This window comes from Dactylosporangium sp. CA-152071 (genome assembly GCF_050936335.1).
Classification (GTDB): Bacteria; Actinomycetota; Actinomycetes; order Mycobacteriales; family Micromonosporaceae; genus Dactylosporangium; species Dactylosporangium maewongense.
In genome coordinates, this window is record NZ_JBNJMZ010000001.1 from 4,579,630 (window position 1) to 4,592,413 (window position 12,784).

A 12,784-nucleotide genomic window follows, 5' to 3' on the forward strand; every position below is an offset into this window, starting at 1 on the left:
CGGTCGTGTCCGCTGCGTGGTGGGTGAGGCTCGGGATCTCGGGTCCGCCTTGACCCGGCCAGCCGGTATTCCGCGTCCGGATGCCGCCGGCTGGTCGATACGGCGGGCCCTGGGCGGCGGTCGCGCGGATTGCGTCCCGTGTCTCTGCGCCGGCGCAGTCTCCGGAGCGGGAGCCGTCGATCGCCGTACAAAGGGAGACGCCGCACACGCAGCGCCGGTCTTCGTCGTCGGACGTGTGGGTCAGGCCGGGACCGGGGTCAGCACCGCTGCGGCGACCCGGTGAGCCTCCTCGAGGTGGGGCCAGCCGGAGAGGATGAACTCGTCGACGCCTTCGTACTCGGCGAGGCGCAGGCGGATCTCCTCGGGGCTGCCGACCAGGGCGGTGCCGGCGCCCTCGCGGACGAGGCCGATGCCGGCCCACAGGTTGGGGGCGATGACCAGGCCGTCGGTGGTGCCGGCGTTGAGCGCGGTCATCCTGGCCTGGCCGACGGAGTCCATCCTGGCGAACCGGGCCTGCGCCGCCGCGATCCTCGCTGGGTCCATGCCGCGCAGCAGCCGGTCGGCCTCGGCCCACGCCTGGTCGGCGTCGTCGCGGACGATGACGTGGATCCGCAGGCCGAAGCGCAGGGTCCGGCTGTACGCCGCGGCCTTGGCCCGCATGCGCTCGACGCGCTCGGCGATCGCGGCCGGCGGCTCGCCCCACATGAGGTAGACGTCCGCGTGGCGTGCGGCCACGTCCTCGGCGGCAGGCGACGCACCGCCGAAGTAGATGGGTGGGACGTCGGCGAGTGGCGTACCGAGGCCGCCGCACTCGACGTGGTAGTAGTCGCCGTGGAAGTCGAACCGCTCGCCCTTCCACGTGTTGCGCAGCACCTGGAGGTACTCGGCGGTGCGGGCATAGCGGGCGTCGTGTTCGACGAAGTCGCCGTACGCTCGCTGCTCCTGCTGGTCACCGCCCGTGACGACGTTGAGGGCGAGGCGGCCGCCGGAGATCCACTGGAATGCCTCGGCCTGCTGGGCGAGGAGGGTCGGCAGGGTGAAGCCGGCCCGGAACGCGACGAGCATCCGCAGCGTGGTCGTGTGCTGGGCGATCGCGGTACACATGACGAGAGGGTCGAGGCAGCCGGCGCCGACGGGTGTCAGCACCGACGCGAACCCGGCCTCCTCGGCGGCGCGGGCGACCTCCGACAGATACGCGACGGTGGGTGTCCGGACGTGTGCGGCGGCTCCGACGGAGACGGTCGCGGCGCCGACCTGATCACCGTCGCCGGTCGTCGGCAGGAACCAGTGGAACGTCGTCATGCAGTCACCTTACCTACTTAACCGGTGTGTTTCACCGACAGTCTCCCGAGACTGGGAAATGTGGCGCCGATCGATTAGAATGTGTGTACGAAAGTCGCTCTTGAGCTGGGGTTCTTGAGCCGGTTTCGTTGGCTGGGAGGAGAGCGCAAGTGACCGTGTCCACCGTCACCCCGGGGTCCGTTCCGTATGCGACGCTGTTGAGTTTCACGCGCTATGTCGGCCGCACCGGCCCTCGCAAGGCGAGCTTCGTGGGCGGGCTGCGCCGTCAGCGAGAGTCGGGCTCCGGCTTCAACCCACACGGCCAGTTGGTCAAGGCGCTGAAGGCCGACATCCGGTTCCGCACCGGCGGCACCTACCTCAACGCGGTCGTCGAGCAGGTCAATTCGCGGTGGCGGCCACTGTACGAGTCGGTCGTCCCCGGCGCGCTGCGCTACATCGAGTCGATCGGCGACCTGTCGCAGGTGGAGGTCACCCCGACGCGCGACGCCCTCGGCATGCTGGGCAGCCTCCCCGTGAAGATCAACCCGCACTTCGGCCTGCGGTATGCGGACGGTCACGGCGAGGCGGTCCGCCTGCACTTCGACGAGGACCCGCCGCAGGACGAGGCCGCGGTCGCCACCCTGCACCTCATGACCCGCCACATGGACCTGGTCCTGCCCAACGCCACGGCCGTCCTCGTCGACCTGCGCCGCGGTGACGTCCTGCGCCCCGACCCGGCGGTCAAGCCGGCCGAGGTGGAGCGGTGGCTCGCCGGCGAGGCTGCCGCGTTCGCCTCGATGTGGGGCACGACCGCCTGACGCTTCCTTCACCAGCGGCAGCGGACCGGAGCGCGCCTCCCCTCAGGCGCGCCCTGGTCCGCTGCCGCGCTTTTCGTCGCCCCGGCCCCGTCGCCGCGCTGTCTCTGGGTGCCCGCTCAATGACATCCCCGTCCCTGCGCCGTCCCACTCCCCACGCCACGACTGCGCTGTCCCGTCGCCGCGCCGTCTCTGCGCCGTCCCCGTCAGCACCTGCCCCGCCGTCACGCCGTCACGGTGTCGCGGGGGCGCACGGCCAGGGACGCAAGAGTGCAGGCGGCGGCCGCAGTCAGCGCCGCCGCAGCCCGCGCGGTGACGGTGGCAATCGCGTCGACGACCGTCCCTGCGTGCCCGCGCAATGACATCCCCGCCCCTGCGCCGTCCCACCCCCACGCGTGCCTCCGCCGTCCTGTCTCTGCACCGTCCCGCCCCGCGCCGTGCCTGCGCCGCGCCGTGCCTGCACCGTCCCGCCCCCGCGCCGTCCCTGCGTGCCTGCGCAAATGAACTCCCCGGGGGCGTGGCGTCCCGTGGCGCGGCGTCCTGGCGTTGGCGGGGTTCGCTCGCAGGTCCCTGGCTGCACAAAGTCTTCCGGATCATGGGTGCTGGCCGCTTGCACATGGTTCCGTGCCGTTGCGCCCGAGACCGCTCCGCGTCCCCGGCCTCAGTCGGTCGAACATCTGCTGTGACCGACCGCGGCGCGATATCCACCCGCCATGGCATGCATGTCGCGGGCGCCGGGTCGAGCCCGAAACCGCCGCGCGGGACCCCGGCGACGACCGGAGCGAGATCCCGGCGACCCCGAACCGCCCGAGGCAGCCGTGCGAACCCCGGCCCGATCAGCTCACCCACTGCTGCGTATCCGCGCACTACGGTCTTCGCGCCGCGGAGACTCGTGATCCCGAAAGGGTGGTTGTGACGGCGGGGTGGGTGCAGAGGGGGGCGATCTCGTCGGCTGGGAGGGGGCGGGCGAAGTGGAAGCCCTGGGCCAGGTGGTAGCCGAGCTCCAGCAGGCGGTCGGCCTGGGCGGCGGTCTCGACGCCCTCGGCTACGGCTTCCAGGCGGAGGGCCTGGGCGATCTCGCTGATGGAGGTGGCGATGGCCTCCTGTTCGACGGTGCCGGTGACGCCGTCGACGAAGGACTTGTCGACCTTGAGGACGTCCACGGGGCAGGTGCGCAGCAGGCCGAGGGAGGAGTGGCCGGTGCCGAAGTCGTCGAGGGCGATCTTCACGCCGAGGGCGTGCAGGGCGCGGACGGTGTCCAGGGCGCGGCCGCCGCCGAAGACCGCTGTCTCCGTGATCTCGATGGTGAGGCGGGCGGGGTCCAGGCCGGTGTCGGCGAGGGTGGAGGCGACGGTGGCGACGAAGGAGGGTTCGAGCAGCTGGCGGGCGGAGGCGTTGACGCTGATCTTCCAGGGGGCCAGGGGGCCCAGTTCGCGAGCCCAGCGGGCGCCCTGGGCGCATGCCGAGCGCAGGATCCAGGCGCCGATGGGGACGATGAGGCCGGTGCGTTCGGCGACGGGGATGAACGTGACCGGTGAGACCAGGCCGCGGGTGGGGTGGCGCCAGCGGACGAGGGCCTCGACGCCGCGGACCTCGCCGTGGGGAAGGCCGACGATGGGCTGGTAGAGGACGAAGAGCTCGTCGCGGTCGAGGGCCTGGCTCAGCTCGGCGGCGACCTGGGCGTGTTCGACGGCGTGGGCGTCGAGCTCGGGGCCGTACTCGACCCAGCGGCTCTTGCCGAGCTCCTTCGCGGCGTACATGGCCATGTCGGCGCGGCGCAGGAGGTCGGAGGCGTCGCAGTCCGCGGTGTGGCGGGCGACGCCGATGCTGGCCTGGATGAGCAGCTCGTAGCCGGCGGCGCGGACGGGAACGGCGAGCGCGTCGATGAAGGCCTCCGCGATGCGGGCGCTCTCGGCGGCGGTGGCGTCGGGCAGCAGAACCGCGAACTCGTCGCCGCCGAGGCGGGCGACCGTGTCGCCGGGGCGGACGCTGGTGCGGAGGCGCTCGCTGACCTCGACGAGGAGGGCGTCGCCGACGGCGTGGCCGAGGCGGTCGTTGATGGCCTTGAAGTCGTCGAGGTCGACGAGGGCGAGGGCGAGCCCGCTGGAGGAGGACTGGGCGTCGCGGACGGCCTGGACGGTGCCGGCGTTGAAGAGGGCGCGGTTGGCGAGGCCGGTGAGGGCGTCGTGGGACGCCTGGTACGCGAGCTGGTCCTGATACCGGCGGCTCTCGGTGATGTCGCGGGCGTTGCTGACGATGCCGCGGACGCTGGGATCGTGCAGGAGGTTGGTGGTGACGACCTCGAACCAGCGCCAGGTGCCGTCGGCGTGCCGCAGGCGCATCTGCGCGGTGCGGGCGGTGCCGGGCACGGCCGGTTGCCGGCGCAGCGGCGCCAGGTCGTCGGGGTGGACCCGCTCGCTGGCGATGCTGCCGAGGAAGCGGTCGGCGGGGATGCCGTGGAAGCGGATGAGGCTCGGGCTGGCGTACGTGACGCGGCCGGCCGCGTCCGTGATGGCGAAGATGTCGCTGGAGTTCTGCACGAGGGAGCGGAACCGGCGCTCGTGCCGCCGCAGCTCCAGCATGCTGGCGTCGACGCGGGCGAGCAGGCTGCTGTTCTCGTAGAAGGCGACCAGCTGGCGGGCGACGACGAGCAGGGTGAGCAGGACTGACCCGCCGACGAGGATCCGGGTCTGGGTCTGGTCGGGTCCGACGCCGGCCAGGACGAAGCCGTCGGCGACGATGACCGCCAGGTACGGCAGCAGGCTGAACGGCCGCGACGGCTTGCGCGGGGCGGCGAGGGAGGCCGGGGTCGCGTGCCGCTGGACGAGGGCCGCGAGGACGATGCCGGCGGCGCAGACCGGGATCGACAGCTGGCAGTCGTTGAGGTACGGCCGGGACTCCAGCAGCGGCGCGATCGCGCCGAGGCCGGCGCCCATGAGGACGGTGCCGCCGAGGACCCACAGGGCGGCACGGTCGAGGCCGCCGGTGCCGGCGAGGGCGACCTTCGCGACCGCGAGCAGGCCGGCGAACAGCATGAGCAGGATGCCGAAGATGGTCCAGACGGTGCCGGTGACCCGGGCGACCTCCAGCGACTGCTGCACGGCGAAGAACCACGCGACGAGCGTGGTGGCGCAGACCACCACGGCGAGGTCGAGGCCGAAGGTGATCATGCGACGCCGGACGGGGAGGCGCAGCAGGGCCCAGACGAGGACCAGGACGGCGCCGAGGTACAGCACCATCGTGAAGCCGCCGGAGCGCTGGGTCGGGGCGTCCGGGCCGGCCAGGCTGTCCACGGCGCTGCTGATGACGCCGGCGAGCAGGATGAGCATGATGATGCCGAGGTGGCGCCAGAAGCGTCCGGCCTCTCCGGCGAGGCGGGCGGTGCGGAAGCACACGGCGGCGCCGAGGCCCGCGCTGAGCGGCACGGGGATCCAGCCGATCGCCGGGTGGATGAGCGCGTGCGGCCACTGCGCGGCGAGCCAGCCGGTGCTGAGCACGGCGAGGATCACGGCGGCGCGCAGCGCACGATGCGACCGCACCGACCGCACATCGACCGACATCGACAGAGCCACCACCAATACCGAACGCCCGCCCGAACGTGCAGGACATTCGGCCGTACAGCGCCAGATCTGAGAGGTTCCAGAAAAATGTCCCAATTGTGCGATCCTCAGATACCGCTAAGGACCTTTGATCAAGGAGTAGCCGAGCGGTCACACATCGACGGTTCCCAGTGCTAGGTTGACCGCAGCGTGCTTCCTCATCCTTGCGCTGCGTAGCGGCCTCGCCGACGAGAAAGGAACTCGATGACCGAGGGCCGGCACCACAGACGTCGCGACGACGACCATGCGGAGGACGGGATCTACTTCCCGCCGCCGCGTGAGGTGCCTCGCTCCCGGACGGCGCCACAGGTCCGGCCGGTCGCCCCCTCCCCCTGGGCACCGACCACACCGGACCGCCAGGCGCCGGAGATCCCGCCGGCCCCTCCACCCGGGACGCCACCGCCCGCCCGCCAGCCACCACCCAGGCGGCAGGCCGGCGACACGCACCCGCCGGAGGCACCGGTCTACTACGCCCGGGCGTCCAACTGGACCGTCCGCCCCTCCCCCTGGGCGACGACCGAGGGCGACGAGCTCCTGGACGAGGACACGTACGCACCGGCGGGGGTCATGCCCCCACCTCCGCCGGTGCGACCAAGCAGGAAGAACCAGGAAAAAGCACAAAAAGCCACAAAAGCAACGGCGGCAGCTGTACCGATGCAGCGCCCGGCCAAGGAGCAGCAGCCGCTCGAACGAGCACCCGCTCCGCAGACCACCCAGACCGCTCAAGCCGCCCAGGCAACCCAGGCAACCCAGGTCGCGCCGCCACCGGGCCGGATGAGCAGCACCACGGCATGGTGGATCGCGGTCGGCGTGGTGGTCGTCGCGCTCGCGGTCGCCGCCGGCGTCCTGGTCGGCCTGAACCTCGCCCGCCGCGGCTCACCCAGCGGCGCCGCCGGTGCTCCCGCCAGCGCGATGGCCGAGATCTTCCTGGCGGCGCACGCCCCCTCACAAGCAGACGTGGGCTGAAATCACCAGGTGCATTCGCCGCGAATCGGGTAGAGACGCCGCGTTGCCATCTGGACGCGATTTGGGGGAACAGTCCATGAGTGGACCGATCGTGGGCAAGCGTCGCCTTCGAGCCGAGTTGCGCCGGCTCCGGAGAGAACGTGAACTGACCCAGGACCTGGTGGCCGCCGAAATGGAGTGGTCACTGTCGAAGCTGATCCGGATCGAGAACGGCACCGTCGCCATCTCGGTCAGCGACCTGCGCAGCCTGCTGGCGTACTACCGGCTGCACGACACCCAGCTGGTCGACGACCTGCTGGAGCTGGCTCGGGCGGCGAAACGGCGGATGTGGTGGGACGAGTACCGCGCGACCCTGCCCGGTCCCCTGCTCACCTATGTGGGGTTCGAGGCGGAGGCGGTGTTCGTCGGCACGTTCGAGCCGATGCAGTTCCCCGAGCTGATGCAGACCCGGCGCTACGCGACCGCGACGACCGCCGAGCAGAGGGCCGGCGATCACGAGCAGCGCGTCGAGTTCCGGCTGCGGCGGCAGAGCGAGCTGTTCGAGCGTGACCAGCCGTCCAAGTTCCAGGCGCTGATCGACGAGTCGGTGCTGCGCCGGCTGCCGCTGCACGACGACGAGGCCGTCCTCGTCGACCAGATCGAGCACGCTGTGGAGTTCGCGCATCGGGAGTACACCGACGTGCGGATCGTGCCGTTCAACGCCGGCTACCACGTCGGGTGGGACGGCGCGTTCACCGTGCTCGAGTTCGGCGCCGACGACGGCATGCTGCACAAGGGCGGGCAGCTGATCGAGGAGCCGGAGCAGATCGCCCAGCACGCCGAGGGGCTGCGCCGGCTGGCGGCGAAGGCCCTGCCGCATGAGGCCTCGATCGACCTCATGCGGCAGGTCGCCGCGGAACTCAAGAGGGGATGATCAGGCCGGCGGGTGGAAGAGCACCCCGTTGCCGCTGACCAGCACCGGCTGGTTGTTGGCGTACTGGTAGGCGACGGTCCCGGCCGCGTTCTCGATCCCGACCGTCGCCGTGCTGCCCTGCTCGAACGCGTTGTCGAGCTCCTTGTACGCGAACGCGATGTCGCCGTTCTCGTAGAAGACCGCCTCGAAGGTGAGGCGCCGCGACGTGTTGCCGTAGAGGTACACGTTGCGCCACTCGATGACGTACGCCCGGTTCGGCGCCGCACCCGTTGTCCCGGTGCGGACGCTGGACTGGCCGTCCACGACGAGGTCCGACCAGAACGGGTAGACCGTCGCGTTCGGCGCCGCCGTGGTCGGCAGGGTCGTGTGGTCGGCGTTCGCCGCGCCGGGGTTCACGAAGCTCGCCTTGCCGTTCGTGTCGACCCAGACGGAGGTGTACGACGTGCCGTACAGCTTGACCGGGAACGGCGTGGTCAGCTGGACGATCGCGTCGTCACCGGTGAGGGTGAGCGGCGTGTCGGCGTCGATGAACGCGCGCGGCCCGTCGGCGCAGGTGTAGCCGAACGCGTCGGCGCCCTGCGTCAGGGCCAGGTTGACGGTCGAGGTGCCGGCCGCGACGGTCACCGGGGCCGAGGCGCCGCCCCCGCCGCACTGCCCGCCGGACCCGACGGAGGCGGTCACCGTGTAGGACCCGGCCGGCACGCCGGTGAACGTGTAGGTGCCGTTGGCGGCGGTGGTCTTCGTCGACCCGCCGGGGGTGAGCGTCACCGTCGCGCCGGCGACCGGCGTGCCGCTGCCCTGGTTGGTCACCGTGCCGGTCACGGTGCCGGTGACGGGCGGTGGGTCCTCCCCGCCGCCCGGCGCCTTGAACAGCACGCCCATGCCGTTCTGCAGCGCCGAGGTGTTGTTGGAGTACTGGATGCCGACGGTGCCGGTGGCGTTCTCGATGCCGACCGTCGACGACGCGCCGGCCTCGGCGGTGTTGTCGATGCCGGAGTAGTTGGTGACGACGTCGCCGTTCTCGTACAGGATCGCCTCGGCGTTGATCCGCCGGGACGTGAACCCGTACTGGTAGGCGTTGCGCCACTCGACGATGAACTGCCGGTTGGGCGCCGAGCCGGTCACCGCGGTGCGGACGCTGGCCGAGCCGTCGACGACGAGGTCGGTCCAGTAGGCGTACACCGACGAGTTCGGCGTCGCCGTGGACGGGATCGCGCCGTGCTCGGTGGTGGAGGAGCCCTGGTTGGCGAAGCTCAGCCGGCCGTTGGTGTCGATCCAGGCCGAGGTGTAGGTCGTGCCGTAGAACTTGAAGCCGAACGGCAGCGTCACCTGGCTCATGTTGTCGTCACCGGTCAGCGGCAGCACGGTGCCGTCGGCCGGCACGAACGCCCGCGGCGACGCCGAGCAGACGTAGCCGAAGGTGTCCTTGCACGAGGACGCGTAGGTCGCGGTGTACGTGCGCGCGGTCGCCGGGGCGGTGATCACGTGGGTCTGCGCCCCGCCGTCGGACCAGCTGCCGAAGGCCTGCGGCACGTTGTTGTACAGCTGCGGCGTCGGCGCGCTGACCGTGTTGGTCGACCCCTGGATGACGGTGCGGGTGAAGGGTGCGGTCTGGCTCGTCGCGCCGACCGTCAGGTTGAGCCCGGCCGGGTTGCTGACGAACGTCAGGTCGACCGTCTTGGGCTGCACGTTGACGGTGGTGGTGCTGGTCAGCCCGCCTGCGTCGGTCGCCGTCATCCTGAGCTCCAGGTATGACGGGTACTCGTGGTCGGGCGCGGTGAGCGTCCCGCTGGCGACGCCGTTGAGCGTCTGCAGCGGGTGCTCGTGGCACACCCCCGGCGACGAGCAGTGGTGCAGCACGGTCGTCCAGCTGAGTGCGGACGCGGGCAGCGTGCCCTGCTGCGGGTCGCTCGCGTGACCGGTGAAGCTGATCGCGTCGCCGACGGCCCAGGTGTACGAGGAGGCCGGCGTGTCGATGACCGCGGTCGGCGCGTCGTTACCGGCCGTGATGGTGATCGTCTTGTCGTTGGTGGCGCCGAGGGTGTCGGTGACGCGCAGCCTCGCCGTGTAGGTGCCCGGGGTGGTGTACGTGAAGTTCGCGGTCACCCCGGTGGCGTCGACGGTCCCGTCGTTGGTGAAGTCCCACTGGTAGGTGAGCAGGCCCTGGTCGGCGGGGTCGGCGTCGGAGGACGTCGAGCCGTCGAAGGTCACGGCCAGCGGCGTGCCGCCGGAGGTGCGGTTGGCGGTGATCGACGCGACCGGCGGCTGGTTGCCGTTGTAGTAGCGGATCCGGCGCACGGTGCCGCCGAGGTCCACGTAGTACAGCTCGTTGCCGGGGCCGACGGCGAGGTCGACCGGGTTGGCGGCGCCGGCGGCGAACGTGATGATGTTCGACGTCGACGGCAGGCCACCGGCGGTCCCGGGCATCATGGCCCAGATGCAGTCGCGGCTGTAGTCGGAGAAGAACAGCGCGCCGCGGTAGGCGGCCGGGTAGGGGCCGCTGTCCGGGTAGAACGCCACGCCGGAGGACGACGAGCCGCCGCTCGGGCAGCTCTCGCCGGCGACGACCTTCGCGTTGTGGTTCCAGGAGTAGTACGGCTGGACGTTCGGCACGGCCGGGTTCGCGCCGTACATCGACTCGCACATGTTGAGGTTCGCGCCGTCGTAGCCGCTCTGCGGGCTCGGCCCCTCGATGCACGGCCAGCCGTAGTTGCCGATCGTGCTGGCGACCGGGTTGGCGATCCGGTTGATCTCCTCGTACGTGTTCCAGCCGACCTCGCCGCTCCACAGCTCGTTGGTGCCGGGCTTGAACGTGAACCGGAAGGGGTTGCGCATGCCGTACGCGACGATCCGCCGGGCGTTGGCGTCACCCAGGGCGGAGTTGGGGTTCGTCGGCAGTGCCGCGCCGGTGACCGGGTCGATCCGGATGATCGTGCCGTTGAGCTGGGTCGCGTCGGCGAGGGTGCGGACGTCCTGGGAGCGCAGCGCGCCGCCCTCGGCGGTGGGCGTGCTCAGCGCCGTGCCGGCCGGCGACGGCGGGTCGGCGCACGGGTTGGCGGGGCTGCCGAACTGGCCGTAGTCGGTGGCGCTGAAGCTGGCGCCGTCACCTGAGGAGGCGTAGAGCGCGCCGTCGGCGCCGAAGCGCAGGTCGCCGACGGAGTGGCTGGGGAACTGCTGGCACCAGTCGGTGATCAACACCTGCTCGGTGCCGACCATCTGGTTGCCGCTGGCCTGCAGCCTCGACAGCCGGCCGGTGATGACGCAGTTGCCGTTGTTGGGGTCGGGGCAGACGTCGTTCCACTTCGGCGCGGTGCCGCCGGGCAGCGCGTCGTAGGAGTACAGGACGTAGACCCACGGGTTCGTCGGGAAGCCGGGCGCGAGCGCGAGGCCCACCATGCCGCGGTCCCACTGGTCGTGGACGTTGGTGCGCAGGTCGGCGAAGACGTCGGGGGTCGGGTCCGACAGGCTGTCGTAGACCTTGATCAGACCCCGCTTCTCCGCGACGAACACGCGCCCGTCAGGCGAGAACTCGATGTTGGTCGGGTTGGTCAGGCCGCTGAAGACGACCTGCTCCTGGAAGCCGGTCGGGAGCGTCGACGCGGCGGCCGGCGGCGAGCCGGCGATCGGCACGAGCGTGCCGGCGGTGAGCAGGGCGGCGAGCAAGGCGCGCACGGTACGTCGACGCATCGACATGAACCGTCCTCTCGATGGGGGTTACAGAGAGACGGGAGTCCGGAAATTGCGCCAGCCTACCGATCGCCAGATGGCGAGGAAATGTCGCGTTGCCGACCCGCGACGTGCGACTTCGCCTCGAATCCGACCACTCCGGACACCGGCGGCGGAAAAAACGACCCGTTCGGCCAGCCGGCCGAACGGGTCGTCGTCATCGCAGGGGTGTCTACAGCTTCTCGTAGCAGGGCTTGTCGAGCTTGTAGTCCTTCGCGACCGAGCCGGTGAAGTAGTCCTTCTCCAGCTTGATGTCGTTGGGACCGCCCGCGCCGACGGTCGGGTTGTAGATGAGCGACTGGCGGAAGATGCCGTCCGCGCCAGCGGCGTAGTTGCCGGCACCGTCGGGCAGCATGCCCTCGTAGTCGACCTTGGTGAGCGACTTGGCGGCCTTGAGCAGGCCGGCCCGCGTCAGGTCACCGTCGGCCTGGGCCTTCTTGAGCGCGGCGAGCAGCGGGTACGACCAGACCCAGCCCGACGTGTAGCCGTCGTTCGGCGTGACGCCCGGCAGCGCCTCGCGCATCGCCTTGTGCCCCGGGGTGTCGGAGGCCCAGGACTTCCACGGCGAGGACTGCACGTAGAGCGCCTTCAGCGCGGGCGCCGCGGCGGTCGCCAGCAGGCCCTGGTTCCACGACGGGCTGGTGCCGATGAACCGGCCCTTGAAGCCGCGCTGGGCGGCGCCGCCGACGATCGCGGCCGCGTCCGCCGGCCCGGTGGTGAGGATGACCAGGTCGGGCTTCTGCGTGACGATCGCGGTGACCGCGCCGGCCTGCTTGTCGGTGCCGGAGTCGGTCTTCACGTTGATGAACGTCATGCCGAGCTTCTCCGCGGCGATCTTCGCCCCGGCCGCGGCGTCGTCGCCGTAGTCGCCGGCGAGGTGCACCGCCATGACCGTCTTGGGCTTGAACGTCTCGTTGGCGTAGTCGACGGCGTTCATCGACTCGATGCAGTAGTTGGCGCCGGACTCGAGGATGTTGTCCTCGAACGCGTACGCCGACGTCCACGCCGCGGGGGCGGCGATGACGTTGTTCTGCTTCATGTCGGGCAGGATCGCCGCGGTGGTCGGCGAGCCGAGGCTCTGCGCGAGGGCGAGAACCTTGCCCTTCATCTCCTGGTACGCCTCGTTGTGCGTCTGCGGGTTGTACTTGTTGTCCCGCACGTAGGTCTCGGCGTCGATGTCGTAGCCGCCGATGCCGCCCTGCGCGTTGACCCGCTTCCAGAACGCCTTCTGCGCGTCGGTGATCGGCACGGCGAGGACGTGGAACGGCCCGACCGTCAGGTCGGAGATGATGCCGAGGTAGATGCAGCCCCGGTCCTTGTGCTCCGACTTGGGACAGGGCTCCTTGGTGATCCCGACGTCCGACTTCGGGCCCGACGAACCTTTGTTGTCCGTGTTGTCGCTGTTATCACTGCCGCGACATCCGGCGAGTGAGCCGACGGTCAGCACCGCGGCGAGGGCAATCATGCCCAACCTCTTCATTGAG

7 protein-coding genes are annotated in these 12,784 nt (G+C 70.9%); 3 read left to right on the forward strand and 4 right to left on the reverse strand.

Annotated features, from left to right (window positions below; genetic code table 11):
• Window positions 1-240 precede the first annotated feature (240 nt).
• On the reverse strand, window positions 241-1,302 hold the full coding sequence (locus ACQEVZ_RS20550; RefSeq protein ID WP_433368859.1) for an LLM class flavin-dependent oxidoreductase: 1,062 nt from the start codon (window positions 1,300-1,302) through the stop codon (window positions 241-243).
• Window positions 1,303-1,451: 149 nt separating this feature from the next.
• Here ACQEVZ_RS20550 and ACQEVZ_RS20555 point away from each other — a divergent pair, with 149 nt between their 5' ends.
• The gene (locus tag ACQEVZ_RS20555) at window positions 1,452-2,099 is read left to right on the forward strand and encodes a hypothetical protein (protein WP_360560175.1); all 648 of its coding nucleotides are present in this window, start codon (window positions 1,452-1,454) and stop codon (window positions 2,097-2,099) included.
• An 863-nt stretch (window positions 2,100-2,962) separates the two neighbouring features.
• On the opposite strand, the gene ACQEVZ_RS20560 is transcribed toward ACQEVZ_RS20555, so the two are convergent.
• On the reverse strand, window positions 2,963-5,635 hold the full coding sequence (locus ACQEVZ_RS20560; protein WP_433368863.1) for a putative bifunctional diguanylate cyclase/phosphodiesterase: 2,673 nt from the start codon (window positions 5,633-5,635) through the stop codon (window positions 2,963-2,965).
• Window positions 5,636-5,899: 264 nt separating this feature from the next.
• On the opposite strand from ACQEVZ_RS20560, the gene ACQEVZ_RS20565 reads away from it, so the two are divergent.
• Both ACQEVZ_RS20565 and ACQEVZ_RS20570 read left to right on the forward strand, forming a co-directional pair.
• Window positions 5,900-6,661: a hypothetical protein gene (locus ACQEVZ_RS20565; protein WP_433368866.1), complete on the forward strand. Its 762-nt coding sequence runs from the start codon at window positions 5,900-5,902 to the stop codon at window positions 6,659-6,661.
• A 76-nt stretch (window positions 6,662-6,737) separates the two neighbouring features.
• On the forward strand, window positions 6,738-7,574 hold the full coding sequence (locus ACQEVZ_RS20570) for a DUF5753 domain-containing protein (protein ID WP_360560180.1): 837 nt from the start codon (window positions 6,738-6,740) through the stop codon (window positions 7,572-7,574).
• Here the strand turns inward: ACQEVZ_RS20570 and ACQEVZ_RS20575 are convergent, their stop codons facing one another.
• Window positions 7,575-11,261, reverse strand: a complete 3,687-nt coding sequence (locus tag ACQEVZ_RS20575; protein ID WP_433368870.1) for a PQQ-dependent sugar dehydrogenase — start codon at window positions 11,259-11,261, stop codon at window positions 7,575-7,577.
• Window positions 11,262-11,472: 211 nt separating this feature from the next.
• Window positions 11,473-12,780 carry an ABC transporter substrate-binding protein gene (locus ACQEVZ_RS20580; RefSeq protein ID WP_344513701.1) on the reverse strand — a complete coding sequence of 436 codons (1,308 nt, stop codon included), beginning with the start codon at window positions 12,778-12,780 and terminating at the stop codon, window positions 11,473-11,475.
• Between the last annotated feature and the right edge of the window lie 4 nt (window positions 12,781-12,784).